Raw genomic sequence first — 26032 nt, forward strand, 5'->3', positions numbered from 1 at the left:
AACGAACGCGCTGCCTCCTAATGTTCTCTATAACTTCTGAAAACCATAGGTTTTGACTTTCTCAAGCAATTTTCTGTTTGTATCAAGATTTTCTGCTAACTTGTTCTTCAAATCACGGGTTTGAGCGAACAGTCTAGCGGCGACATCGTAATTCGCATATTTACTTTTACAAAAACCTAGCTCTGGCTCATAACCCATTCCGTAAAGCACATATTGATAGCTGTCTTGTGGAAAAGGCTCGAATACGTTTTCAAAATCATATTTACTTACTGGGCGGTATCGCCATTGCTCCAATGAATCAGATAAAGATTGGGGAATGGTATCTACATTCTTATTATCCAGCCAAAACTGTCCATTCCTTTTGGAAAGGATATAGTGAAGCTTAATGAAGTCGATGGTCCGTTTCCAACGAAATGAAAAAGATTCGTTGTATTTATCTGCACTTAGCTCCATTAACGCCTGATTGCGAGGAAATAATTCCGCAAGCATATTTGCCGAAGCCTCTATCAAAAATATAGCCGATGCTTCTAGTGGCTCAACAAATGCTGCCGATAAACCGATTGCAACACAATTTTTATGCCAAAATTTTTCCCTATATCCGCAGTCCATTGGAATATACTTTGCGGGCAAATCTTTTGCTAATGGCCCCAAATATTCTCTCAAAGTATGTTCTGCTTCATCACTGCTCATATACTTAGAGCAGAATACATGGCCAGTACCTCGCCGGGACTGTAACCCAATATCCCAAATCCATCCTGCATCTTGTGCCGTAGAGATTGTAGAGCTGGAAATTGGGCTCTGGTCATTTTCGTAAGGCATTTGGATTGCAATTGCAGTATCGATAAACAATTTATCACTGATACTGTGGTATTTCACCCCTAAAGCCTCACCTAAGAGCAAGCTTTTAAAACCAGTACAATCAACATACAGGTCAGCCTTAATGACCCCGTGGCAATCTGTAGCTACACTATCGATTTCTCCATTTGAGTTGGTGTTGACTTGTACAACATTCCCGATCAAGTGGGTAACGCCCAATTTTTCTACACAGTGACGCTTTAACAAGGCGGCAAATTTCCCTGCGTCAAGATGATATGCATAATTCTGGATACCTTCATATTGACGATTGGTAATTAACTTGGGAGCCAGCCCTTGTTCACAAAGAATACCTTGTGCACTAATCGACTCTGCGTAATTGTTTTGCCTGTCGCCTAATAGCCAGTAAGGCGCCAAGTTAAACTCTGCACTATCTGAAGCTGAACTAAACAAATGATAGTAAACATTGTCTTGATCTGAAGCTTCATTTCGCCAGTTCACAAACTTGGTAGCCTGCTTGAATGAAGCCTCAGTTTGTACGATAAACTCACTCTCATCAATTCCCAAACTTGCTAGAGTCTTTCTCATTGTCGGCCAAGTTCCCTCTCCAACTCCAATAGTTGGGATATCGGATGACTCGAGTAATGTAACCTTCACGCCATCTTCTTGGTTTGCACCAAGCTCTTTTGCCAGCTTTGCAGCAGAGAGCCAACCTGCGGTACCTCCACCAACAATCAATATGTTATTAGTCTGCTTCATACAACAACCTCAAATTTTGGTAAAGCCATATTTATAAACTTTATCAAGTAAATCTCTGTGTTTTGGAAGGTGCTTCACTAGGCGGCTACTGAGTTCGCTTACATCCTGTATCTTTCTCTTTGCCAAGCCCGTCATATTAAAGCTGTGTTGATTATGAGAGATATCGGTATTGAAATTCATGCCATAGAGAACATATAAGTAGCTATCAAGGTTAAATGGTTCCCATGCATGTTCAAAATCGTATTTTGTCGGTGGGTGTTCTTTCCAATGCTCCAAACGGGTTAGTAAAGTGTCCGGAATAGTATGTTTTGAGCAGTTATCACGCCAATACTGCGTATCATCTCTATCTGAAATACAGTAGTGCAACTTGATAAAGTCGATTGTTCTTTCCATTCTCATTGTAAAAGAACGGTTAAACTTTTCTTCAACATATTGCATCGCACCTCGAGACCTTGGAAATTGATCAGCCAACATGTTTGCAGCGGCGTCATACAGATAAATGGCAGACGCCTCTAGTGGCTCAACAAAACCTGCTGACATGCCTATCGCAACGCAGTTTTTATGCCAGAACTTTTCTCTGTAGCCTAATTTTAAAGGAATTACTCGAGCTTCTAACCCTTCAGCTTCCGGTCCAACATATTCTCTAAGTTGTTTTTCCGCTGTTTCTATATCAGTGTGTTTACTACTAAAGACGTGTCCGACCCCACGGCGGTTATATAAACCAATATCCCAGATCCAACCATTATCTTGCGCGGTCATAATGGTATGAGAAGCAATCTCACGTTGTGGATCGGCATATGGCACCTGCATCGCGATAGCTGTGTCGTTTAAAATGATATCACTGATATCGTTCCATGGGATCTGATAAGTCTGCGCCATCAAAATCGCTTTTGATCCGCTGCAATCAACAAAAAAATCACCTTGTATTTCAGCATGGTTGCTGTTGTCGGTTACAACTGACTTGATAAAGTGTTGTTCACATAACTGTACACTCGTCACATTACCCAAAACGTGCTTTACACCTAAGTTTTCTACACAATGCTTGGTTAAAAAACTTGCAAATTTGTTAGCGTTTAGATGATATGAATACTCTTGAACAGCCTGGTATTCAGGAGTTGTTTTCTCTTTCGGTGCTAAACCATTATCACAAACATGGCTTTGGGTCGCGACAACATGATCATAACGAGCGTTTTCGCCATATCCCAATAAATAATACGGCGCTAAGCTAAATTCGTATGATGAATGAGAAACAGTATTCAGCGGGTGGTAGTATTCATGCAATTGACCGTTTTTTGGCTTCATCCAATTAGCAAAAAGTGCACCTTGTTTAAAGGTTGCGTCGCACTGGCGCATGAAATCAGCTTCTTCAATTCCGACTTTACGAAGGGTAGCCCTTAAATTAGGCCAAGTACCTTCTCCTACGCCAAGAATCGGAATATCTGGTGATTCAACCAAGGTAATCTGTACAGCACCTGATTTAGAGCTGTTCAACTGGCTTGAAAGTACCGCAGCTGTGAGCCACCCAGCAGTACCACCACCGACTATAACGACCTGATTAATTTGATGTGACATAACAACCTCAACCTATGTACTTATAATAATAATCTTCTCAAGATCATTGGTATAAGTACATAAAAAGAAGGAAGGTATAAACCTTCCTTCTAAAATTAAACGTAAGATTTTAGAATCTATACGATAGTTTTAAGTAGGTGTTACGTCCGTTTTCTGCATGAAGACGCATCGCATTAAAGTCGCCTTCTAAACGTTGTAAAGTAGTTTCTTCAAGTAGATTTGTCGCTTCTAGGCTCAGATCTAGCTGCTCATTGATATGCCAAGTTGCAGATGCATCAAGATATCCGTGAGCTTCCCAAAGAGCATTACCACCGATACCTGTACTTTCAGCAATATAATCATCACGATGGTTGTATGCTACACGTACAGAGAATAGATCTGATTCGTAATAACCTGTTAAGTTGTAAGTTAGTTTAGACAAGCCTGGCAGAGACACTTTCTTCACAACATCATTTGTGCTTTGCAAACCATGACCATCTGCATATGTGATGTTAGCAATTACGCCAAACTCACCAAATGCCTGTTGGTACTGAAGTTCAATACCTTCAATTTGACCACCTAAGCCTTGAGCTGGCTCAGAAACAAATCGAGTTTCACCATCAACTACGATCTGACTTTGGTTTGCACCTGCAATAATGAACGATTTAATATCTTTATTGAAGATAGTAGCTGATAGCAATGAAGACTCATTGAAGTACCACTCTAGACCGATGTCTGCTTGAGTTGCACGGTATGGGTCCAATTTAACAGAACCACGTGTGTACTTAGTTTGTGTCTCGTTATATGCAGACGCTGGGTTCATAAAGGTATAGTTTGGACGACTCATCACCTTGGCAGCTGACATACGTAGGATTAAATCTTCCGACAAATCTAACGCTAAGTTGAAGCTTGGTAACCAATCCGAGTAATCTTTTGTATCACGCTTTTTACTTGCCAACGTAACGAAGTCATAATAGTCCGCAGCACTTTCTGTTTGTACATAACGCAAACCTACATTGCCTCGGAATGAATCACCAGAGAAGTCACCTTGAACGTATGCGGCAAAAATGTCTTCTGATACCAATCCCCATCCGGCTTTTTGTAAGTCTGAGCCGGTCTTAAATTTATTGATATGTGCTCTAATTTTATCGCCATCAACACGAGCTATGTTCGTAGGTGAACCTCCAGTAAGGCCTACCCCAGTATGATTAAAGTGACCGTCAGCGAAGTCAGCCTTAGTTAACTGCCCATTTGCGCCCATGTTTACCTTGGGGTCAAGTGTCCATCTGTTTGCATAACTTAAAAACTCATGATCACGCACTTTAACACCCGTTTTAATGTTAGTGATGGCGCCAATATCCACAAAGAAGTCTAAATCTAGTTGAGCAAACGTTTCTTCATCAGAACGTACACCTTCCACAACGTTTGGTACACCCATAAGATACTCTGAATGATTTCCAGCATCTGTACCTACAGGAGCCAAAATCATATCGTCTGAACGTGACATATCAAAAACAATAGATTGATTTGGATTTGATGACGTCCAACCGATACCATAGTTACCGCCGTCTCCACCATTTGCTTCGGTTTTACCTATAACAAATTTTGCTTCGTATGTGTCGGCTCTGTATTTAGCATCAAATGAATAAACTTTAGTATCTACTTGAGCGTTACGTGTATTCTGGTCATCAAGAGGACCACCTGCAAATGTACCATTTAACGCTCGTCCACCACCTGGAGCAAACTTCGTTGCACCCGTTACACGAGGATTAAATTCAGCAGCAGTACCAGGAATTATCAAGAAGTTCTGGTTTGAGTTTCCAGCGTCCAAATCAACTTCAAAGTAACTAAATGACATGTCTAACTGGTCATTTGGAGCATATTGCGCTACGAAGTTAATTGCATCACGGGTACGCGTTTGGTTGAACTCAGAGATACCTGCACCAGCCCAACCATCATCCATATAGTTTTCAGCTTTATGTGCGCGGCCAACAGTTTCTAACGTTGACAAAGCACCTAGAATACCCCAAGTCTCATCATCGTTTTTCCAACTAACTAAACCACTACCACCAAAACCTGTGTCGTCAGAGATACTATTGTCCTGAGCCTCGATTGAGCCAAAGAATGTCATAGCGTCTAGCTCTAATGGTTTACGTGTACGCATAACAACGGTGCCACCAACACCACCTTCATCTAGGGAAGCTGTCGGTGATTTGTAAACATCAACACCTGCAACCATCTCAGTCGGCATCAGATCCATATCAAACGAACGTGACATCGCGTTTTGAGAGAACCAACCTGTAGACGCAACATAGTTGCCATTAAGTGAAATAGCAGTTAATTCCGGATTTGTACCACGAATAGAAACTGAACCACCCTCACCTGCAAAGTTACGTGTGATTGAAACACCAGGAATACGTTGCAAAGACTCCGCAATATTCTTATCTGGCATCTTACCAATATCTTCTGCTGATATTGAATCAACAACCGCATTCGCAAAACGTTTGGTATTTAACGCAGCCTCTAACGAGCGACGAATACCGCGCACTTCAATTACTTCAACATTTTCTTTTGCTTGGTTTTCTTCAGCAGCCGCAACGCCAGAAACGCCCGCACTTAGTGCGATACCGACATTAACTGCAAGTAAGCTCTTTTTAAAATTATTAGCTAACACAGGATTCCCCTTGAATCATTTTGTTGGTTTTAAAATCACTTCTGCCCAGTGATGATGACAACGCTGTCATCTAATAACAAACCATACACTCAAAATTACATATTCGCTACAACTTTTTTGTTCAGTAATTCAAAAAATATTCACATTGATTTTTTTAGTCTTAAAAATCAATGCTTTATAATGAAATTACAAATGGTTTGTTACAAATTTTCGTCAGAATAACATAAAATTTTTGTGTAATGTAGGCTTGATAGGTCCAATGACCTGAAGTGAGGAAAATGGCTTGTAACTTTTTTGATACAAAGACTTAGAGGGAATGATTCAAAGTAATCTTGGGCAGAAGTTTACAAGTGAGAATCAGTATCAATGACAACGCTGTCATTTTAGTTCTGTCTTGCCGCTTTGTCTATAGATTTAGTAAATATTCTTTGTCGTTTCCTATAACTTTCAAACTATTCTCAAATAAATTGGGATACTTTAATTACTAAACTTTTGAACATCAGTAATTTAGTATTCTTTTTCGATTGCTCTATTTAACATGTCGCAATAGATCTTTTTTGTAACTTAACTGGTATCTCAGTGAAATGTGGTTTGAGTTAGGGAATTGATGTGTATTTTTGCATCTAGATAGCAGTGCTGCTAGGACAAACTTTACTGTACTCTTGTGATCTCAGCAGTTCATTTCGCGCAAATAATATTTATATGTTTTGTGTTGAACAGCCGGTACTTATTAAAGGGTTGGCTACTGAGAGTAACTTGATTGATGTGCAAAGCGGCAACTTTAAAAGGTAAAGGGACACCCGCCCCTTCACCATCGTTTTTGAGGTGAACTACGGACACCAAAAGACAGTCAGATTGATCCCTGGGTGATTAAGCACCGCGCGCAATGGAATATCGTACTCGCTGCCGGCTAGTTTAGCCTGTTCATAAACACGCTTTTTCTCTTCACCGGAAATCAATAACACAGCGGTTTTACTGCTGACGATCCCTGATAAACTTAGACTCATACGTTCTGTGATTGAGCCTGTTACTTCGCTTTGCTGGGCATTAATTGCACATGTAAGCGCTTCTGTTTTCAACGCGTTTTCTAGGCCTTCGGCATGAGGAAACAAGCTTGCTGTATGTCCGTCAGGACCCATTCCTAGAATAGTTACGTCAAATGGGCGCTTCAAGGTTTGATAAGATTGCTCGCAATCTTGCTGGCCTTTCTCTGCACTTTCGGCACCATTCTTCATGGTGACGAAACGCGCGTTTTCGGCTTCATTTTGCAATAACGTAGTGCGAATAAACGCTTCGTTAGACTTTTCGTGGTTTGGTTCAACCCAGCGCTCATCAACCATGGCAACCGTGATTTTATCCCATCCCAGATCTACAGAGGAAAGATACTTGTATGCTGGAGCAGGTGAAGAACCACCCGACACCATTAATACCGCTTCACCGTCTTGTTCAATTCCTGAAGCCAGCTCCACTTGCAACAACTGTGCTAACGCCTCTGTCATTTGGTCTTTTGAGTCAAAAAACCGTTCGGTTACTTGCGCCATTATGCTTGCTCTCCAACGTTGAACCAAACATGGTTGTTTTCTTCTAATAATTCATCAGCTGACTCCGGTCCCCAAGAGCCCGCACGGTAGAGTGAAGGTGACCCTTTTTGTTGCCATCGTGCAATTATTGGATCTATCCACTTCCATGCTAAGCGAACTTCATCTCTGTGAATAAACAGCGCGGGATTATTAGCAGCTGCATCTAACATTAAACGTTTGTATGCATCGGAGTGATAGCCATTGCTATATTTATCGCTTAAAGAAATGTTCAAAGTGACCGGTTCAAGTTGCATTTCTAACTTGTCTAACTGCTTAGACATCAGGGTCAGTTGAATGCTTTCCTCTGGCTGTAAGCGGATCACCAAACGATTAGGCTGAATCGTACCAGCCGCTTGACCGTATACGTTGTGAGAAACAGGTTTGTATTCGACCACAATCTCTGCACAGCGCTCTTTCATTCGCTTACCTGTTCTTAGATAGAAAGGTACACCCGACCAACGCCAGTTATCAATATGGGCACGAATAGCCACAAAAGTTTCGGTTTTACTAGAGCCTTCGCCTAACTCTTCCAAATAACCTGGGACTAGTTTTCCACCTAACTCACCTGGCACGTACTGACCGCGCACAACATTGTCATCAACAGCCTCATCAACAAGTGGGCGCAGCGCCTCAAGCACTTTCATTTTTTCGTTGCGAATACTGTGTGCATTTAGCTTGTGTGGTGATTCCATTGCCACTAAGCATAATAACTGTAATAGATGGTTCTGAACCATATCGCGCAGCGCACCCGCTTTATCGTAAAACCCCGCACGGCTCTCAAGCCCAACAGTTTCAGAGATACTGATTTGAATGTTATCGATAGTCTTAGCATCCCAAAGATTTTCAAAAAGCACATTTGAAAACCTCAATGCCATTAAGTTTTGTACTGTTTCTTTACCTAAATAGTGGTCAATACGGAAGATTTGCTTCTCTTGGAAAAATTCACCAATTTTAGCGTTGATCTCTTCTGCTGATTCACCACAGTAACCGATAGGTTTCTCAACAACCACACGAGACTGCTCTGTGATCAATCCTTTGATTGATAGTATTTCACAGCATCTGCCGTACACAGCTGGCGGTAACGAAAGGTAGAAGACACGCGATCTTTGAAGTTCTTCGTCCAAGATGCCTCTTAGCTTATCCCAATTATCATCTTCTTCAGTGACATTAGTAACAACAGGAACCAAAAACTCAGAAAAAGCCTGCCAATCCTTTTTGTTGTATTCGCCTTTACCTAAATGGGTTTGCAATGCTTGATGTGCCGTTTCGATAAATTCTTGTTGTTTATTTTGTTCACGAACGGTGGGGAGTATGCGGGAGCCTTCTGGAAGATTACCTTCTTGATAAGCACGGTAGAGGGCAGGCAAAAGCTTACGTAAAGCAAGATCTCCGCCTCCGCCAAAAATGACGATGTCAAAAGGATTAAGCATAATTCACTCTCATTTGTTAAGCATGCAGTGGTGCACGCGAGATTAAATTTTGGTTTGGTATCAATTCCTGAGCTTACCAAACAGATTGGATAACGGGCGATGAATTCGTTTGTAAACTTTTATTCGGACTGAATCCGTAGACAGCTTCAATAAACGATTCTCTTGTTTACGCGTTTAAAACGTCGTTAGTTAATAAGCTAGCACTGTGTTAAATAAATTTTTTATCAATCGTAACTGAACCTAATCAACTTTGGGCTGAAAATGAGCCTTAGAAGCCTGTAATTCCTCTCACAAAAATACAGGCTCTAAGTACTCCAGCGCTACCCGTTCAAAGGTATCCATTTAACCCTCGACTTCCCTGCGAGTGGTGTTAATTCTTTCTATTTTTCTTGTAGTATTCAATCAGCCCTGCTGTAGAGCTGTCGTGTGGGTTTACCACTTCTGGGTTTGTTAATTCGGTTTCAATGTTTGAGGCTAAGCCTTTACCGAGTTCCACGCCCCACTGATCAAATGAGCAAATGTCGAGGATGATACCTTGACAGAAAATCTTGTGTTCATACAGGGCAATTAGCCGCCCTACGCCTTTAGCATCCACTTTATCCAAAATAAATGATGATGTAGGTCGGTTACCTTTGTGGATCTTATGTGGGATCAGTGCTGCTATTTCTTGTTCTGATTTCCCCTTTGCAAGCAAGTCGCTTCGAACCTGCTCAGCATCCACACCGGCCATCAATGCTTCTGTTTGGGCAAAAAAGTTAGACAGTAAAATATCGTGATGCTTACCCACTTTATGTTGTGGTTCAATCGATGCAATAAAGTCAGCAGGGACAATCACATTCCCCTGATGCAAACATTGATAAAACGCGTGTTGTCCGTTAATTCCTGTCATACCCCAAATAATAGGCACGGTTCTGTAATTAACTTCTTCACCTGCAAAAGTGACATGTTTACCATTACTTTCCATTTCACCCTGCTGTAGATAAGCAGGAAGCATGTGTAAGGCTTGATCGTAAGGTAATATAGCTTGAGCCTGGCAGCCTAAAAAGCTGGTATTCCAGACGCTTAACAACGCCATAATCAGCGGAATGTTCTGCTCATTGGGTGCTTGACAAAAATGTTGATCAATCTCGAATGCACCTTCCAGCACTGCAACAAATTTATCGAAGCCCAAATAAAGCGCAATAGGCAAGCCAATCGCACTCCATAGCGAAAAACGACCACCAACCCAATCCCACATCGTGAAGACGTTTTCATCGGCAATGCCAAACGCTCTGGTTTTTTCCAAATTAGTACTTACTGCAACAAAGTGCTTGGCAATGGCCGCTTGGTCTTGTGCCGATTGTAAAAACCACTCCACCGCAGTTTTGGCGTTCGTCATGGTTTCTGATGTGGTGAAAGTTTTTGACGATACGACAAACAAAGTCGTTTCTGGATTCAACTTGTTTAATACAGAGGCTATCTGACCACCGTCAACGTTAGACACATAATGCACGTCAAGCGTGTCATCTGCATATGCTGCTAACGCTTCAGTCACCATTTGAGGTCCCAAGTTCGAACCCCCAACACCAATAGCAACAACGTCTTTTACAGAACGGCCGGTATAACCTAGCCAGTTCCCTGAACGAACACGTTCAGAAAACAATCTCATTTTCTCAAGTTCAACATTAACTTGTGCAGTGATATCTGCGCCATCTACATAAATGGGTGTGTTGTTTCTATTTCGAAGCGCGACATGTAGCACGGCTCTTTGCTCAGTGATGTTTATTTTTTCTCCACTGAACATTTTTTCACGCCAAGCAGCAATGTCACATGCTTCTGCTAAGTCGACTAATTCAGAGAAAGCTTGCTCGTCGATAAGTTGCTTTGAAAAATCAAACAGCACGCCCGGCTCTTGCCGAGAAAAACGTTCAAATCGTTGCGTGTCAGTTGAAAACAATGACTTTAAATGCTGACTTTGCAAACGATCTGCGCTAGCACACAGCTTTTTCCAACTTTCCAGCTCTACACGACTGCTCATAACCCTTTCCCCAAATGACGTAATTTATTACCAATCAGCGACTTTTTGCATCTGGTAACAATAAAGAAACATCGAACATATTAAGCACGATATGTCAAAATGACAACGCTGTCAAACGTCTTCTTTACAATTTTACAATGCGAATAATACCCTAAAATCCAATTTTTGACACCGGTATCATAAATTTATTTTGTCTCAGCTTCGTTAACCAATAATTGCTTTGATTTAGCGGTGTTGATCCTTGAGAAATTTAGGAACCCAGCCCTTTGCTTAAGCAAAGAATACCGCACGATTTCGGATAATTCGTATATCAGGGATCCACACACCTCTGATAGACTAAGAAAAATAGATGATCAAAATATTAAAAAGCTTTAGAGTCATTGACCAAATACCGTTAACATAATGACTGATAATAAATCTCAGCCCACGCAGAAGAACAACAAAATGAAAGTAACCATAAATGATGTTGCCAAGCTAGCTGGCGTATCGATGAAAACTGTATCTCGAGTGATAAACAAGGAACCTTCCGTTCGGCAGAAGACCTATGACCAAGTTATGGAAGCTGTGAAAGCGCTGAACTACCAGCCTAATATTGCTGCTAGAAACTTAGCAGGGACTTCATCATTTGCCATTGGACTCGTTTATGACAACCCCAACGCCTATTACGTTATTGATATGCAAAATGGCGTTTTATCTCGCTGTAAAGATGAAGGCTATGAACTGATCATTCATCCTTGTGATTCGACCGCAGATGATATGGAAGAAGAGTTTAGGACCATGATTAAGCGTTCTCGATTAGCTGGATTGGTGTTGACCCCACCACTATCTGAGCAACAAAAAATAATCGACTTGCTTGATGAACTGGGCATTCTTTACGTTCGCCTTCTCTCTGGACGTTCTGAAGACGCCGAGCACAGTGCTAGTAATTGTATTTTTGTAGACGACTACACGGCGGCATACGAAATTACCGAGCACCATATCGCCCATGGCCATCACAATATTGCTTTTGTGTTGGGAGATAAAGAGCACAAATCAACATCAGAGCGTTTAGCCGGTTATCTGGATGCCCTTAAAGCTCATGATATTGCTTTAGATGAAAGTCTGCTATTTCAGGGGACTTATTCTTTTGAGTCTGGCGTACAGGGTGCTAAAAGCCTACTTGCCAATAACAATGAAAAAGGTATCACTGCAATCTTGGGCGGAAACGATGAGGTTGCCGCAGGTGCACTGTTTGCGGCTCGGCTGATGAACATTGCCATACCAGAACAACTATCAATCAGCGGGTTTGAAGACTCGCCATTCTCCAGACAAACTTGGCCAAAACTGACAACCGCACATCAGGCTAATAATGTTATTTCTGAACATGCGGCTAGGTTATTATTTTCCAAAGCACGCGGTAATCGTAAACAAGACAAAGAACTACAAACCGTGTTTACACCTTCAATCGTAGTCAGAGAAAGTACAGGCAGACGTTCTCAGTAAAAAAGGCGCTTTCGCGCCTTTTTCAACTCTTAATATCTGGTGTGCTCTCACCCAGTCCCGACCAGGCATTAATCAGAGCTTTTACCAAAGAAGCAAGCGGGATTGCGAAGAACACGCCCCAAAAGCCCCATAGCCCACCAAAAAACAGCACCGCAAAAATAATGTAAACCGGGTTGAGATCAACCGCCTCGGAAAATAGCAATGGCACTAATACATTGCCGTCCAAAGCCTGAATAACTGCGTAGGCAATGATGATAGTCCAAAACTCGGGCGCTACACCAAACTGGAATAAAGCCACTGCGGCAACCGGAATGGTCACCAACGCCGCCCCGACAAATGGAATTAATACGGAAAGTCCAACTAAAGTTCCCAACAACGCAGCATAGCGCAGGTCTAGTAACGAGAAGGTGATAAAACTAACCACACCAACGATGATGATCTCAAATACTTTTCCGCGAATATAATTCATGATTTGATGATCCATTTCATTCCAAACCTGCGCAATCAGCTTCCTGTCCTTTGGTATTACTCTAGCGATACCAGAGGTCAACTCAAATTTATCTTTCAACATGAAAAAGACTAAAAGAGGCACCAGAACCAAGTAAATTAGCCAAGCAACAGCGTCACGTAATGACGTTAAAGATGCAGAAAACAGCACCTGTCCCAGTTCCAATACCTTATTTTCTACTGAGCTAACTATCGTTTGCACTTGAGCAGAAGAAATCAAAGTCGGATAAGAGTCAGGGAGATGCAGTAAGAAGTATTTTCCCTGTTCAATCATCGTGGGACTTTCTTGTAGTAAATTCGTTAACTGCTGCCACAGTATTGGCACAATCCCCAAAATTAGACCCAGCACAATACCCGAGAACACTAACATCACGATGGTTGCTGATATCAGCCTACTGCTGAGTATCTTCTCTAGTTTAGAAACCGGCCAATCCAGTAAATAGGCGATCACAACAGCAACGAGTACCGGTAATACAAAGCTGCCGAAAAAATAAAGTAATGCACCTATTGCTAATAGCATTAGTAATAGGGTCACAGAATGCGGATCAGAAAACTTTTTTACATACCATGCTTTAAGCAAATCAAACATTGGTGATCTCCATTATTATTTCCCTCGTTCCTGAGGGGTGTTCAGTGTACTTCACACCGTTGACTTTGAGGTACTTTTTTATATCAGAAATATCTTGTTCAACAGCAAACTTACAACACAGTGTTTGATGATTATCACCATAGGTCTTAAGCAGCCATTTAAATTGTACAAATAGCTTAGGGCAAACTAACCGTGTTAAGTCATTCGTCGTATTATTTGGATTTACATCATGTATTTCAGGCAACGCTGTAGCCCTTCTGAAAGTGATAGTTTATTCTTAAAAAGATCAATTTAAATATTGGGAATCTACATGTCACGCACCAATAATAAGGCTCGCTTACCAGCCAACCCTACTTTAAAAGAAATCAACTGGTATAAAAAGCAAATTAATTGGGGAGAGTTACCGCCATTCTATCACTTAGTTGCTTCTTCTATAAGTGAAAGCGAAGGGGTTTTACACCACGGTTTCGATAATGCTGTAAAGAGGTTGCTAGACAAACGAAACTGGAATTTAGAACTCTTGGGTGGTTATGAAGACGATAACGGTGTTATCTTTTGTGAAAGAAAACCGCTAATTAAGCTACACCAAGTTTTCACTGATCGTGGATTTGAACTTTGGGCTTTTCCTATGGCTAAAGACACTGTCATAGACAGCTATATCAAAGATAATCGATTTATGGAATTTAGAGTCTGGGACCCACATAGTATGAAGCTCTTGCTCAGATTCAACCAATTACACAAGTTTATTCCATTTTATTTTGAACGCGGCGACTTGGCAGACAAAGCACTTATTTTGCATGCTCATAAGGTACTTCACAAAATAGTCGCGTTTTTAGAAAAAGAATTGAACGTTGTTACGCTTGATGGAGTCTCAATCAAGTCGTTCTATCAAATGTGTGAAAAAGATGCCAGAGCATGTAGTGACGAAGTTGATATAGCTAGGATCATGCTCGGAGAAGATACTAAAAGGGATTAAAATGCAGTTATTTCCCCTGCTTCGCTCAGCTTTATTAGCTGTAGCACTTAGCGCCTCGCCGGTAGGCGCTCAATCAGATTTAAAACTTCCAGATTTAGGTACTTCAGCACTGCAAGTTTTGCCTCTTGAGAAAGAGCAAGCCATCGGTGAAGTCATGATGATGCAGTTGAGATCGCAGTCTCCACTGATCGCAGATCCGGTGCTCGAGGAATACTTAAGCAGCCTAGGTAATAAACTTGTTGCTAACGCCAATGATGTCCGTTTTCCATTTACATTTTTTTGGATAAATAACAATGATATCAATGCATTTGCCTTCTATGGCGGCCATGTTGGCGTGCATACTGGATTGATAGCGCAGTCCGATACAGAGAGTCAGCTTGCCTCTGTTCTAGGTCATGAAATCGCACACGTAACACAACGCCATCTAGCCAGAAGGCTGCAAAATGCCAGAGATAACAGCGCAATGACCATTGCTGGAATGATAACGGGTATTTTAGCGACCATCATTGCACCAGATGCGGGTCTGGCAATCCTAGCTGCAAACTCAACTCAAGCATCACTAAATCAATTAACTCACAGTCGTAAAGCAGAGCAAGAAGCCGATCGTTTTGGTATGCAAACACTGCATAATGCTGGTTTTGATCCATACGCTGCCAGTGAATTTCTAACCAAGTTATCAGATCAAATCCGCTATAAAAACAAGCCGCCAGCGTTTTTGCTAACTCACCCCCTACCCGACAGTCGAGTATCAGACGTCAGACTGCGGGCACAGCAATATGACAAAAAGTATTATGCCTCTAGTCCATCATTTTACTTAGCCAAAAGCAGAGCGTTAGCACGCTACTATTACAAACCAGAAACAGCTGAAGGCTATTTCAAAAATGCCAAAGAGCGGTCATCAGATCTTGACAAAAGTGCGCTGGATTACGGCTTGGCCATTAGCTTATTAGATCAAAAGAAATTGGATGAAGCTGGCGCAATCATTGAAAAATTAATAACCAAAGATAAATACAACCTGTTTTATTTAGATGTATACACCGATTACTTAATTGCCATAGAGCAAACCGGTAAAGCCATGGAGATACTCAAGCAACAGCATGAACTAAGGCCAAACAACCAGGTCATCACTTTAAATTATGCGAATGCTGCCATAGAAGCGAAAGACTATGATACCGCTGAGCAACTGCTGAAAGTGTTCTTATTAGAGAAACCTGAGCATGTACTAGCAAAAGAGCTCTTAACCAAGACCTACGAAGCGCAAGAAGATAAAGCCGCCTATCACGAAGCGAAAGCCAGTTTAATGTCTCACTATGGTGCCTTTAGTAAAGCGGCTGATGAAATACAACGCGCGCTTAATCATGTTGAAGATCATGAAGATGTAAAGCGTACGCGATTAAAAGCATTGCTCAGTCAATATCGAGACATGCAAAAAGAAATCGCCAAATTATAACTCTGTCGGCCGTTCAACACAGAACGGCTTTTCGCGCGCCATACATTAAGATATGATCCTAAAAAAATGCACTTATGGAAAAAACAATGTCAGTCGTAATTTATCATAACCCTCGCTGTTCAAAATCAAGAGAAACTTTGGCACTACTGGAGTCGAACGGGGTGCAACCTGAAATCGTTGAATACCTTAAGACACCCATTGATGCTGCAACTTTGGATACACTTATTAAGCAGCTTGGTTTTGATTCTGCACACCAACTAGTGCGAAATAAAGAAACCATTTATAAAGAGCTTGGCTTGAGCACAGAAACCGCCGAACAGTCGCTTCGTCAAGCAATGCTCGACAACCCCAAACTGATTGAACGCCCAATTGTTGTTAACGGCGATAAAGCCGCCTTAGGCCGACCTCCTGAGCAAGTGTTAGCGCTTCTGTAATGACTAACATTCTGGTTTTATATCATTCTAGCCATGGCTCAGTTGAGAACATGGCCCTTGAGTTTTACGATAGTATTACTTCCCAAGGTGGCAATGCTATCTTACGTACTTTTGAAAAACGTAAAGCGCAAGATGTAGTAGTCACTAAGCAGGATTTAATAAACTGCGATGGCCTCGCTTTTGGTTCTCCAACTCGGTTTGGAATGATGGCGTCACAAGCTAAGGCTTTCTGGGAGTCCACCAGTGATCTTTGGTTAAAAGGCCAGCTTATCGATAAGCCAGCTTGTGTTTTTTCTTCCTCTAGTAGCATGCATGGAGGCAACGAGGCCACACTGCTGAATTTGTCTCTGCCTCTGCTTCATCACGGTATGATGCTACTCGGTGTGCCATACGACGTCCCCGAGTTGCTAACGACCACTACAGGCGGGACGCCATATGGAGCAACGCATGTTGCTGGAAGTAATAATGATGCAACTCTTAGTAATACCGAAGTCAAAATTTGCCGAGCTGCTGCATTACGTCTTTTGAACATAGCGGAAAAGTTATCATGAACAACATTCCAAAAAAGCCCATAACTAAACGGTTTCAAACCTTCGCTTTATCCGGCTATATTGGCTTATTGGTTTTAATGCCACTTTGGTTATTTGTACTAGCGCCACGTGAAGGCTACAGCACAGGATTTGTGTTTGCAGTGTACATCCTACCTTTATTACTGCCGCTAAAAGGCGTTATCCAAGACAAACCTTACACCTATGCTTGGGCTAACTTTGTGGTGATGTTGTATTTTATTCACGGTTTAACAATGCTTTGGGTGTCGCCTGATGAATTACTATTAGCGCTTTTAGAGTTGTTTTTTGCCAGTTTAATGTTTATTGGATGCACGTACTACGCAAGACATCGAGGACAAGAACTTGGCTTAAAAATTCGTAAACTTAAAGAAGATTTGGCCGAAGAAAAAGCAGCTCACGAGCATCAAGATAAATCTTAATTAGCAAAAAAGCGCCGAATACGGCGCTTTTTTCTTGCAGCTTCTCTGTAAATACCAATCCGCTTAAATATCTGATCAATTTAAGAGATAAAATCTGCTGCTAACTGCGTTAAAAATTTCTCATTTAGAACAACTAAATAGCAAAATTTTTGCCTTGTCTTACCTTAGCGATAGCAGGACGCGATAGCGGTGTTATCAACTCACTTTTCTTGACTCAAAATTGATCAACTAATTAAAAGGATTGGTATAAATTATCAAAGGCACTTAGGGTCATTACCCCAACCTTAAATTGATCACTGTGATGATCACCAGTGCCGAAAATAACACTTGTACCCCCACACTTACCCAAGCCAACGCCTTGACTCCCCATAAAGACCAAGGCGTAGATATCGTTGGGTAGAGTGGATTTTTGCGTTTTCGTCTAGCCAGACCAAACAGCACCAAAGATAATCCGGTTGTCGCCAGCGTCGCCAAGGTTTTATCTGATACCAATTCGGTAAAAAACAAGAAGATCTGCAACGGCATAATTATCGCGGTAAACGCATAAAGCAGGTGCACCGTTTTGATTTTTGCAAACTTAGCATCCTGTGACAGTTCGATAATGCCATGATTTTGGAATGCCCGCTTAGCTTCTAAAGCTTGCTCGCGCATTGCTACTCGAAACGGACTTTCCCCTTGACTGTCAAGTAACGTTGCATCAACCCCTTTGGCAAATAATAACTCGATGAGCGGCGCCGAATTGGAAGCGGCCGCAAAATGCATAAGATTTCGTCCTCGATGGTCTAACTCATCAGCTGGATGGTGTTCAAGCAAGTTCTCAACCACACTAACAAAACCTTTTTCAGCAGCCAGCATCAAGCTGGTTCTACCCTGCTCATCTTTAGCTGTGCCAATAGCTCCTTGATTGACCAAATTAAGAACTATAGATTGCTTTACTTGCTCTTGTCTTAATTGAGAAAGTAATGCTTGCTCTAATTGTTTCTGTACCCCTTCATCATCCTCACATAACGCTTTTAACAAGCCGTATGTAGATTCTCCAGATTCAAGCTTTTCAGTTGCGATTTGTTTGGCTTGCTGTTGATCCGATGAGCAGGTATCGATGTGGTTAACTATCGCCTGTTGTAATTCTTGTTGCTCTGTATTCCACAACTGACACAAAGATTCAGCATCAAAACTCATACCTGATTCAATCAACCAAGTCAGAATTGCAAAGCCTTCTTTCTCAATTAGCAACCTAGCGAAGCTGCAGAAGTCACAGTCTATTTGCATTTGGATATTAGAATACTGTCCAAGCCGTTGAATCAACATTTGAGTAAATTCTTGCAACGGCATATTGGACGCTTGAACCTGTTGGATAAGCATTCCAACATACTCTCTTTGCTTGTCATCGTAATCGTCGATATGTTGATAATTGCAGGCCTCAAATGGCTCTATCGGACGTAGCCAAATCAAATAGAAAAGTGGTGGAAGTACCGTTGTTGATACACCTTGATCATCAGTGCTGGTCTGACAACTCGGCCATTGTTCTAAGGCATCTAAGATGAAAGCACCATTTTGTTCGACTAACCCTTTTAACAGCATTGGGTACTGAGCAGGCCAAATTAACACTTGTTCCATGAATGTCTGATGTTCCTCAGATTATAATTATTTGCAGCATAAATAAGTTGATATGACTAAGTCGTGAATAATAACAACTGTCAGGTTAAAATGCCCGATAAAATCACGACTATTATTTAATAAATAAACTGGAGACAAAGCATGACTACGCAACTAGAAACTTGGCAGGTGGTGTTAATTATTGTCGGCGTTCTCGGTATGGTAATGAGCAATATTGCATTGCTGAAATACGCAGCCAAACATGAAATGAAAAGAAAGAGTCAGTCTCAACAACCGGAAAAAAGCAACGAGACTAAGCCTTTTGGGGAGTCTGAACGACAAGACTAGTCTCTCGTTGCTAAAACTTTAAAAGCTACACGGATTAAACGTTATGATTTTTTAACCAATCAAAACACTTCTATAGTGTAATGCATTTGCCAAAAAACACTGCCTATTATAACTATGCGACAGCACATGAGTTTTCTATCCACAGCCGTTCAGAGCGTTAACCATGAGTACTAACTTAATATTACTTTGAAAGAACTTACTCTTTGACACCACGTTATAACCGCTTGAAAAATAGTAGAAAAAGAACTCGTTCAGCTACACTCGTGGCTGTTAACTGCACTTAAATGAAATAGTGACTTCATAGGGGTGACCCATAGAGTCTTCAGCAAAACCTCCACCCAATGATAACGCGGCGCCCAGATCATCCACGCTATTCTCGCCAAATATCCACATGGTAGTACCGACGACTTCCACTGCATTGGCAATATTCAGTTTACTTAAATAGGTTTGTTCGTCCATTGCTCCCGTATAAACAGCACTTTCATCAACAACAACCAAAGATCCGCCGGTCTTTTTACAGTAATGTTTAGCTTGCCCAAGTGCAGAATCGACACCTTTGGTTTTTGTTTGAGACATCAATTTTACGTAATGGACACCACCTTCGGTTGGTCTAACGTCATTATGGTGAGCACAGCCGGAAGCAAAAACAGCAATTGCGATAGGTAAAAGTAGCTTTTTCATTTTCATCTCCTGAAATTTGATAAAGCTACTATAGCGGGTGGTTATGGTTTAGGTCCGTTAGGAAATGTACAAAATTGTAATCAGTGCAACAGTTAGTGTTCGACTACTTTTACATCTATCCAAACTAAACGGTGATCTGAACTGGCTTCTCTGTTTTCAATAAGACGATGTAATGGATTTGCTTCAATCGGCCAAAAAACACCGCTATCTGTAACTTGAAAGCCATAATTTGAGGGAAGAACATAGTCCACCCTGGCACCCCAGTGTGCTGTAAATTGCTTACTATATCCATGTTCACTATGTTCCGCTCCCCCTTCACTAGTCGGAAGTACAGTACCATTTACCAACGGATGTTGAAGCAATTGTTCGATAACGCCAGGACGATGTTTATCACCCATATCTGCAGCATTTAGATCACCCAGAATTACAAACCTGCTGTTTGCCGATAAGCCACCTTTGACATTGTTGTCGTCATAAATATAACTACTTTTATCCGGGTCGATGTAATCAGCCATCAGGCGGATCTCATCGTGATTACGTTTACCGTTTCGGTCTTCTTCACCATCAAACACCGGAGGCGTTGGATGCATAGCAAGGACATGAACACGTTTACCATTGATTAAAACTGGCACATCCCAATGCGACTTAGAGCTCAACCTAAGTGCATTCCACTCTGCTTCGTTGTACCAGTTTTTGCCAGTTTTGGGATCTTTAGTTATCAATGCATTGGGCATGTCTTTCCACAGAAACGTTTGCATTGTACGAATTTTTTTGTTTTCGATAGGATACTTGGACAATATCGCCATTGCATAATGACCTTCATAAAAGCCAAAACCCTGCGCATCACCACCAACACCTTGTAGTTTACCATTATTGTCTAAATCAAATGGTGTCGCTAGGCCTGTGTTAACTGGGGCAATATAAAAATAGGGATAGTCAATGGCAGGTTGGCCTTGCTGCGATTGATTCAAGTAGTTTTTTATAAACGCCTGAATGCCCTGTTTGGGGTCTGAAATATAGTCAAATTCATTAAGCAAAATGATGTCAGGCCTAACACGCTGAATAATTTCTGCAATATTTTTGATCTGCTGATGATCTGGGGTTGCAAGCAAAGTTGCAAGTTTATCCTTATCGACCGCTTCGCCACGCTGTTGATAATTAGTTGCTTCCATACTGACGTTGAACGTCGCAACTCTTAATGTTTCCGCGTAGGCACTAGTACACAAAAAGCACAATATTAATAATCTATAAATCATGATAGGTAAGGACTGAAAAGAGTAAAACAGAGAGTCTAAAAGGCAATGTACCGAGTGACAAGCATTTACGGCGAAATGCGCTATCACTCAGTTGAAGTGGTGAAAACTATTATTCCTGAGGCACTTGACGCTTCAATAGCTGTGTATTTGGAGTTTCAACCTTAACTTTTTGGCTGACTTTTTCAGACCGTTTAAAAATGCCTAGGCGAATACGGATAAAATGCAATATTTCTCGTGCAACATCAATATCTACGGCTTTCTCAAGTCCTTCAAAGCCAGGGCTTGAGTTCGCTTCACAAATTTTAAAATGCTCTTCGTCAAATAACAGGTCAATACCTGCCACATCTAAATTCAGAATATTCGCAGTTTGTGTAGCTAACCATTCTATTTCTGGCGTGATTGGATGCGCACTTCCTGTCGCACCGGCACTCACATTCGCTTTGAAGTTCTTGCCGCCCGAGTTACGCTCCATACAAGCTACCGCTCTACCACCAATGGTTAGTACGCGTAAGTCTCTACCATGGCTAGATTTCACAAAGCGCTGCAAAATGATATTTGCCTTTGGATTGGTCGCTTCAATCAACTGCATCAGATCATCAAATTCGCCGCGTGATTTAGATAAAAATACACCGCTTCCTTGAGAACCTGACAGAGTTTTAATAACCACCGGAAATCCGATTTGCTTTTCAACCAATTCGATATTGACCGGAAATTTAACCAACATCGTTTTTGGCGTCGGTAAATTCTGTTGCGCTAAGATCTGCTGTGCAAATAACTTGTCTTTTACTGTTTCAATTGATTGTGAAGAGTTAAAACAATGCACACCCAGTCTTTCAAGGTGACGAATAATCGCCAACGTAAAATACGTAGTACCTGCGCCCATACGCGGTAATACAAAATCAGGCAAGGCCACAGGCTGACCATCAATCAAAATACTCTCTTCGTCTTCTCTGGTCACCAACAAATCAAATTGATCAGGAGAAAACACCTGTAAATCAATATCTTCTTCTTTTGCTACTGCGAGCAGACGTTCAATTTCATAGATTTCTGGTTTCAATAAATTGGCAGAGTCTTTATAGATGATCCAACCGCGCATACTACGTGCCCTCAGCAGGTTTGGTTCAGTGTGCGCGACAGCTATGAGTACGGAAATTGTCTATCCATAAATGCTATAGCTTTGCTGTCAGTCACTAAACCGGGAATATTAAAAAGCGCGATTATGTGGACTCATCAGACAACAGTACAGCAAAAAAAATTTATCGACACCATCTAATTCACTCAACAAAATGACTATTTTTCAATCACCATTGGTGAAATAATTCTGCGTACCATGCGCTTCAATCGCAGACTCAATTCTGAGCAATGCCTGCTTATATACCGCTTCTCGTAAAGGTATTTTGTGCTTCTGCGTTGTTAGCCATGCTGTATCAAATGCGTTCGTCATATAACAGGCTAATTTTTCCTGAACCTTTTCTAATGACCACTTTTCACCTTGCCTGTTTTGGCACCATTCAAAGTAGCTGACGATCACACCACCTGCATTTGCCAGAATATCGGGCACAACATAGACATTTTTTTCTGCCAATATACTATCAGCGTTGGAAGAGATGGGGCCATTGGCGATTTCAACAATGTACCTTGCGTTGACCTTATCTGCGTTATTTTCGTCTATTACGTTTGACAGCGCTGCTGGGATTAAAATATCCACATCCAGCTCGAGTAAATCTTGATTAGTGATCACTTTATGCTCAACGGTTTCACAAACCGACCCATCACAGTACACCGCTTTTAATGCTTTACTCGTTTGTTTTTCTTGATAAATACTTTCAATGTCCAAGCCTTGCTTGGAATAAATACCACCTTTAGAATCACTCACCGCAACCACTTTGTATCCTGCATGATGGAGCAACCTGGCACAGTGATACCCGCCATTACCAAAGCCCTGAATGGCAACGGTTTTGTTAAAAGGCTGCCAATCAAGTTTTTCTGCAAGTGCCTCTATTACTAAGAATGCACCTCGACCTGTGGCGGATTCTCTGCCTTCACTGCCACCAAAGATCAGTGGTTTTCCCGTTATGACTCCCGGTGCTTTACGGCGCTCTATTTTCTCATATTCATCCATCATCCAACCCATAATGCGAGCGTTGGTATAAACGTCAGGCGCAGGTATGTCTTGCTCAGGACCGATGAAATCCGCGTTAGCTCGAACATAGGCTCTAGCCAGACGCTCAAGTTCCATTGCTGACAGCAACTTTGGATCAACCGTCACCCCGCCCTTAGCCCCGCCAAAGGGGACATTCACCGCAGCGCACTTTAATGTCATCCATAACGCCAAAGCTGCAACTTCGCTTTGATCGGTCTGTTGGTGAAAACGGACACCACCTTTTGTTGGACCTAGCAGATCGTTGTATTGGCAGCGATAGGCTTTAAAATAGCCGGTGCTGCCATCATCCATTCTCACCGGTAAACTACTGATCAGGGTTCTAGATGGATGAGCTAAGGCTTGATACGTTGCCTCTGAGATCCCTGTTTCTTTCACTATATGATGCAGTCGATGTAGCGCGTCTTGCAGTAGGTCGGTTTTCATTTCGCCTCCAATGTTTGATCCTTACAGTTATGGTATGTAGGGTGAAAGCGAAAAGATCAAGGGAATGTCGCTTTTGTGCTTTGGTGGTTTCACTCTTTTAAAGTCAACTCAAGCTCTTCAATAAAAGCGCTAGGATTATCCGGCACAAGCAAAAAACTCTGCTGCTTAGCCCGTGTTAACGCCACATAGAACAGTCTGCGTTCTTCGGCATCGGGAAAAGGCTCTTGATTAGGTAGCAGTGCATCTAGTAATGGGTGGGTGACTCGTTTAGATGGTAAATAAGCCGCTTCTAGCCCCATTAGTATGGTAAAGTCAGCTTCAGAGCCCTTAGCAGCGTGAAAGGTAAAACGACTAAAATCCATTGACGGAAAACTTTTGCGCCATAACTCAACTTGCTCATTTGTAGGAAGCAACTGGTGATTACGTGCCAAAAACATTACGCTTACCGGCTCAGACATTTGTTGTTTAATACGCTCCAATACCTGGGTTACTGTGCGCTCTAGATCTGACATAACAATCTTAACTAACCCTTCCTGTTGAGCTTTAGAGGTAGCATGAATACGCTTCACGATTTGCGCTGGGTTACGACAAATAAAGCGACTGGTCGGTTGTAGAATAGACTCACTATAGCGAAAAGTTTGATCGAGTTGAGTGATGGTCGACAGACCAAAATAACATCTGAATTGCGTCGTTAAACTAATATCACCACCACTAAAGCGATAGATAGATTGCCAATCATCTCCCACTGCAAACAATTGTGACTGTTCTCGATTTGCTAGCAGCGCATCAACTAATTTCATCCGTACTCGAGAAATATCCTGAAATTCGTCGACTAAAATGTAGCGCCACGGTGAAATAAACAGTCCTTTGCTGACGTAGCTAATCGCAGTATCTAACATATCATCAAAGTCGATACCGCCTTCATGCTGTAAAAATAATTGATATTCAGCCAAGATTGGTAAGATAACAGCCAACAATTGTGGAAACTGTAATTTCACTGAATCAAGGTGGCCCAGTGTTTTCGCCTGTTTGATAAGTGGTAGTGCATTGACGGTCAGTTGAATTAGAGGCTTAAGGTTTTTAATATCTAACGGCGCCTCTTTTGCTACATTGCAAGCCGCTCTAGCTTGATTAACGGTGTCACGATAAGCTGGTTCCTGTAGCAACGAAATTACAGTGTCTTGAACAAATTTTGTCAGTTGCTGATTACTTGCCGCTAAACTCGACAACTTGGGCTTTTTTCCTTCCACTGCGCTTATTATGCGCATACCTAAACTGTGAAATGTTGAACAACTTAACTCTGTGGAGACACTCTCACATCGTTGTTGCATTTCTTGTGCAGCTTGATTTCCGTAAGCTAGCATCAAAATGTCTTGCGCATGTGCATGCTTACGGTGGAGTAAGTAAGCCACTTTTGCCTTGATCACACTGGTTTTCCCAGTTCCGGCTCCAGCCAAAAGTAATTGCCTATCGTCTTGAATAACACAAGCTTGTTGCTGTGCTCGGGTTAATGGATTGGCTTCAATCGTGCTGAAGAATGCTCGATCGCGGGCTAGGTAATATTTAATATATGCCGCTCTAAACTGATCCGCTTCTATACTGGTCCAACTCGCTATTTCTTGAAGTGTAGCCAATGCTCTTACCGCCTTTAGCGGCAGCCGTTTTCGCTCAACGTTGAGCCAAGAATCAATGGTCTTGTTACACAAATATTGAACTTGCTGTAACCGTCTGGCGTTCAGGTATTGCTGTTTTAAAAGTCTCTCAACCTGCGCTGCACAGTCATACAAATGAGGCAACCGTAAAGCTAGCCAAAGCGGTAAAATTTGCCTGAACAACCCCTGTCCAGTTCGACTTGGCAATACCACTGACTGCGTCGAATTAGCCATAGTAAGTACTAAACGAGAATACCACATCGAGCGTCGCAAATACGGTGCTGCAGTTAACTGTGTAATAGCGATACGTAAAACCTGATGACGGAAATGTAACTCAATTCCGTCATCGATGACTTGGATAGCGCGGATCCGAAATAGGACACGTAACAGAAGTGGTAATGTAATCAAGATGATAGCTGTAAGGTAAATTAATAAAGCCATGCTATCACGAAATCGCTTTTAACCGCAGCTGCGGATAAGAGTTTTAAAAGCGTAAATACTTAAGAAACCATGATTGCGCTCATGCCAATGATGGGATTTAGTTCAATATCAAGGCGTTTTAACGCTGTAATAGCTGACGATTAAATGTGCATGCAACGAAGAGAGTGGACAAAATAGCATTAATCGGCAAATTCGCTTATCCGCCGTTGAGGCTAAATATC

General features: G+C 41.8%; 20 protein-coding genes. 7 read left to right on the forward strand and 13 right to left on the reverse strand.

Translation table 11 applies throughout. The annotated features are described in order from the left end of the window. Window positions 1–27: 27 nt before the first annotated feature. From ACSLBF_RS10790 to pgi, 6 genes are all read right to left on the reverse strand, one after another. On the reverse strand, window positions 28–1572 hold the full coding sequence (locus ACSLBF_RS10790; RefSeq protein ID WP_440053407.1) for a tryptophan halogenase family protein: 1545 nt from the start codon (window positions 1570–1572) through the stop codon (window positions 28–30). 9 nt (window positions 1573–1581) lie between these two features. Next, complete coding sequence (locus ACSLBF_RS10795; RefSeq protein ID WP_440053408.1) at window positions 1582–3144, reverse strand: tryptophan halogenase family protein; 1563 nt, start codon at window positions 3142–3144, stop codon at window positions 1582–1584. 109 nt (window positions 3145–3253) lie between these two features. Then, complete coding sequence (locus ACSLBF_RS10800) at window positions 3254–5797, reverse strand: TonB-dependent receptor (RefSeq protein ID WP_440053409.1); 2544 nt, start codon at window positions 5795–5797, stop codon at window positions 3254–3256. 830 nt (window positions 5798–6627) lie between these two features. Further along, window positions 6628–7338 (reverse strand): 6-phosphogluconolactonase, encoded by a 711-nt coding sequence (gene pgl, locus ACSLBF_RS10805; protein WP_440053410.1) that lies wholly within the window; start codon window positions 7336–7338, stop codon window positions 6628–6630. Then, window positions 7338–8807, reverse strand: coding sequence for a glucose-6-phosphate dehydrogenase (gene zwf / locus ACSLBF_RS10810; RefSeq protein WP_440053411.1), 1470 nt, complete (start codon window positions 8805–8807; stop codon window positions 7338–7340). The genes pgl and zwf overlap by 1 nt, the downstream gene beginning before the upstream one ends. Before the next feature lie 370 nt (window positions 8808–9177). Next, window positions 9178–10824 (reverse strand): glucose-6-phosphate isomerase, encoded by a 1647-nt coding sequence (pgi, locus tag ACSLBF_RS10815; RefSeq protein ID WP_440053412.1) that lies wholly within the window; start codon window positions 10822–10824, stop codon window positions 9178–9180. Window positions 10825–11268: 444 nt separating this feature from the next. On the opposite strand from pgi, the gene ACSLBF_RS10820 reads away from it, so the two are divergent. After that, window positions 11269–12306, forward strand: coding sequence for a LacI family DNA-binding transcriptional regulator (locus ACSLBF_RS10820; protein ID WP_440053413.1), 1038 nt, complete (start codon window positions 11269–11271; stop codon window positions 12304–12306). Between the two features lie 22 nt (window positions 12307–12328). Here the strand turns inward: ACSLBF_RS10820 and ACSLBF_RS10825 are convergent, their stop codons facing one another. Continuing rightward, window positions 12329–13402 (reverse strand): AI-2E family transporter, encoded by a 1074-nt coding sequence (locus ACSLBF_RS10825; RefSeq protein ID WP_440053414.1) that lies wholly within the window; start codon window positions 13400–13402, stop codon window positions 12329–12331. Between the two features lie 310 nt (window positions 13403–13712). Here ACSLBF_RS10825 and ACSLBF_RS10830 point away from each other — a divergent pair, with 310 nt between their 5' ends. The 5 genes from ACSLBF_RS10830 to ACSLBF_RS10850 all read left to right on the forward strand — a co-directional run bounded on the left by ACSLBF_RS10830 (window position 13713) and on the right by ACSLBF_RS10850 (window position 17250). Next, the gene (locus ACSLBF_RS10830; protein ID WP_440053415.1) at window positions 13713–14378 is read left to right on the forward strand and encodes a hypothetical protein; all 666 of its coding nucleotides are present in this window, start codon (window positions 13713–13715) and stop codon (window positions 14376–14378) included. Between the two features lies 1 nt (window position 14379). Further along, the gene (locus ACSLBF_RS10835; RefSeq protein ID WP_440053416.1) at window positions 14380–15828 is read left to right on the forward strand and encodes a M48 family metalloprotease; all 1449 of its coding nucleotides are present in this window, start codon (window positions 14380–14382) and stop codon (window positions 15826–15828) included. 86 nt (window positions 15829–15914) lie between these two features. Continuing rightward, window positions 15915–16262 (forward strand): arsenate reductase (glutaredoxin), encoded by a 348-nt coding sequence (arsC, locus tag ACSLBF_RS10840; protein ID WP_440053417.1) that lies wholly within the window; start codon window positions 15915–15917, stop codon window positions 16260–16262. Further along, the gene (wrbA, locus tag ACSLBF_RS10845) at window positions 16262–16813 is read left to right on the forward strand and encodes an NAD(P)H:quinone oxidoreductase (RefSeq protein ID WP_440053418.1); all 552 of its coding nucleotides are present in this window, start codon (window positions 16262–16264) and stop codon (window positions 16811–16813) included. The genes arsC and wrbA overlap by 1 nt, the downstream gene beginning before the upstream one ends. Beyond that, complete coding sequence (locus ACSLBF_RS10850; RefSeq protein ID WP_440053419.1) at window positions 16810–17250, forward strand: DUF2069 domain-containing protein; 441 nt, start codon at window positions 16810–16812, stop codon at window positions 17248–17250. The genes wrbA and ACSLBF_RS10850 overlap by 4 nt, the downstream gene beginning before the upstream one ends. 273 nt (window positions 17251–17523) lie before the next feature. Here the strand turns inward: ACSLBF_RS10850 and ACSLBF_RS10855 are convergent, their stop codons facing one another. Next, window positions 17524–18867 (reverse strand): ankyrin repeat domain-containing protein, encoded by a 1344-nt coding sequence (locus tag ACSLBF_RS10855; protein ID WP_440053420.1) that lies wholly within the window; start codon window positions 18865–18867, stop codon window positions 17524–17526. Window positions 18868–19008: 141 nt separating this feature from the next. Here ACSLBF_RS10855 and ACSLBF_RS10860 point away from each other — a divergent pair, with 141 nt between their 5' ends. After that, the gene (locus ACSLBF_RS10860; RefSeq protein ID WP_440053421.1) at window positions 19009–19194 is read left to right on the forward strand and encodes a DUF2897 family protein; all 186 of its coding nucleotides are present in this window, start codon (window positions 19009–19011) and stop codon (window positions 19192–19194) included. A gap of 270 nt (window positions 19195–19464) precedes the next feature. Here the strand turns inward: ACSLBF_RS10860 and ACSLBF_RS10865 are convergent, their stop codons facing one another. From ACSLBF_RS10865 to ACSLBF_RS10885, 5 genes are all read right to left on the reverse strand, one after another. Beyond that, window positions 19465–19875: a hypothetical protein gene (locus tag ACSLBF_RS10865; protein WP_440053422.1), complete on the reverse strand. Its 411-nt coding sequence runs from the start codon at window positions 19873–19875 to the stop codon at window positions 19465–19467. Between the two features lie 92 nt (window positions 19876–19967). Further along, window positions 19968–21131, reverse strand: coding sequence for an endonuclease/exonuclease/phosphatase family protein (locus tag ACSLBF_RS10870; RefSeq protein WP_440053423.1), 1164 nt, complete (start codon window positions 21129–21131; stop codon window positions 19968–19970). Window positions 21132–21240: 109 nt separating this feature from the next. After that, window positions 21241–22227, reverse strand: coding sequence for an ATP-grasp domain-containing protein (locus ACSLBF_RS10875; RefSeq protein WP_440053424.1), 987 nt, complete (start codon window positions 22225–22227; stop codon window positions 21241–21243). A 201-nt stretch (window positions 22228–22428) separates the two neighbouring features. Beyond that, window positions 22429–23718 (reverse strand): Glu/Leu/Phe/Val family dehydrogenase, encoded by a 1290-nt coding sequence (locus tag ACSLBF_RS10880; protein ID WP_440053425.1) that lies wholly within the window; start codon window positions 23716–23718, stop codon window positions 22429–22431. An 89-nt stretch (window positions 23719–23807) separates the two neighbouring features. Then, window positions 23808–25811, reverse strand: coding sequence for a UvrD-helicase domain-containing protein (locus ACSLBF_RS10885; protein ID WP_440053426.1), 2004 nt, complete (start codon window positions 25809–25811; stop codon window positions 23808–23810). Window positions 25812–26032 lie beyond the last annotated feature (221 nt).

The organism is Pseudoalteromonas sp. T1lg65, assembly GCF_051930985.1.
In the GTDB taxonomy this organism is placed as follows: Bacteria; Pseudomonadota; Gammaproteobacteria; order Enterobacterales; family Alteromonadaceae; genus Pseudoalteromonas.

Excerpts from the sequence above, each read along its gene's own strand:
- ACSLBF_RS10790 (WP_440053407.1), bottom strand. The coding sequence starts at position 1,572 with ATGAAGCAGACTAATAACATATTGATTGTTGGTGGAGGTACCGCAGGT.
- ACSLBF_RS10795 (WP_440053408.1), bottom strand. The coding sequence starts at position 3,144 with ATGTCACATCAAATTAATCAGGTCGTTATAGTCGGTGGTGGTACTGCT.
- pgl (WP_440053410.1), bottom strand. The coding sequence starts at position 7,338 with ATGGCGCAAGTAACCGAACGGTTTTTTGACTCAAAAGACCAAATGACA.
- zwf (WP_440053411.1), bottom strand. The coding sequence starts at position 8,807 with ATGCTTAATCCTTTTGACATCGTCATTTTTGGCGGAGGCGGAGATCTT.
- pgi (WP_440053412.1), bottom strand. The coding sequence starts at position 10,824 with ATGAGCAGTCGTGTAGAGCTGGAAAGTTGGAAAAAGCTGTGTGCTAGC.
- ACSLBF_RS10820 (WP_440053413.1), top strand. The coding sequence starts at position 11,269 with ATGAAAGTAACCATAAATGATGTTGCCAAGCTAGCTGGCGTATCGATG.
- ACSLBF_RS10825 (WP_440053414.1), bottom strand. The coding sequence starts at position 13,402 with ATGTTTGATTTGCTTAAAGCATGGTATGTAAAAAAGTTTTCTGATCCG.
- ACSLBF_RS10830 (WP_440053415.1), top strand. The coding sequence starts at position 13,713 with ATGTCACGCACCAATAATAAGGCTCGCTTACCAGCCAACCCTACTTTA.
- ACSLBF_RS10835 (WP_440053416.1), top strand. The coding sequence starts at position 14,380 with ATGCAGTTATTTCCCCTGCTTCGCTCAGCTTTATTAGCTGTAGCACTT.
- arsC (WP_440053417.1), top strand. The coding sequence starts at position 15,915 with ATGTCAGTCGTAATTTATCATAACCCTCGCTGTTCAAAATCAAGAGAA.
- wrbA (WP_440053418.1), top strand. The coding sequence starts at position 16,262 with ATGACTAACATTCTGGTTTTATATCATTCTAGCCATGGCTCAGTTGAG.
- ACSLBF_RS10850 (WP_440053419.1), top strand. The coding sequence starts at position 16,810 with ATGAACAACATTCCAAAAAAGCCCATAACTAAACGGTTTCAAACCTTC.
- ACSLBF_RS10855 (WP_440053420.1), bottom strand. The coding sequence starts at position 18,867 with ATGGAACAAGTGTTAATTTGGCCTGCTCAGTACCCAATGCTGTTAAAA.
- ACSLBF_RS10860 (WP_440053421.1), top strand. The coding sequence starts at position 19,009 with ATGACTACGCAACTAGAAACTTGGCAGGTGGTGTTAATTATTGTCGGC.
- ACSLBF_RS10865 (WP_440053422.1), bottom strand. The coding sequence starts at position 19,875 with ATGAAAAAGCTACTTTTACCTATCGCAATTGCTGTTTTTGCTTCCGGC.
- ACSLBF_RS10870 (WP_440053423.1), bottom strand. The coding sequence starts at position 21,131 with ATGATTTATAGATTATTAATATTGTGCTTTTTGTGTACTAGTGCCTAC.
- ACSLBF_RS10875 (WP_440053424.1), bottom strand. The coding sequence starts at position 22,227 with ATGCGCGGTTGGATCATCTATAAAGACTCTGCCAATTTATTGAAACCA.
- ACSLBF_RS10880 (WP_440053425.1), bottom strand. The coding sequence starts at position 23,718 with ATGAAAACCGACCTACTGCAAGACGCGCTACATCGACTGCATCATATA.
- ACSLBF_RS10885 (WP_440053426.1), bottom strand. The coding sequence starts at position 25,811 with ATGGCTTTATTAATTTACCTTACAGCTATCATCTTGATTACATTACCA.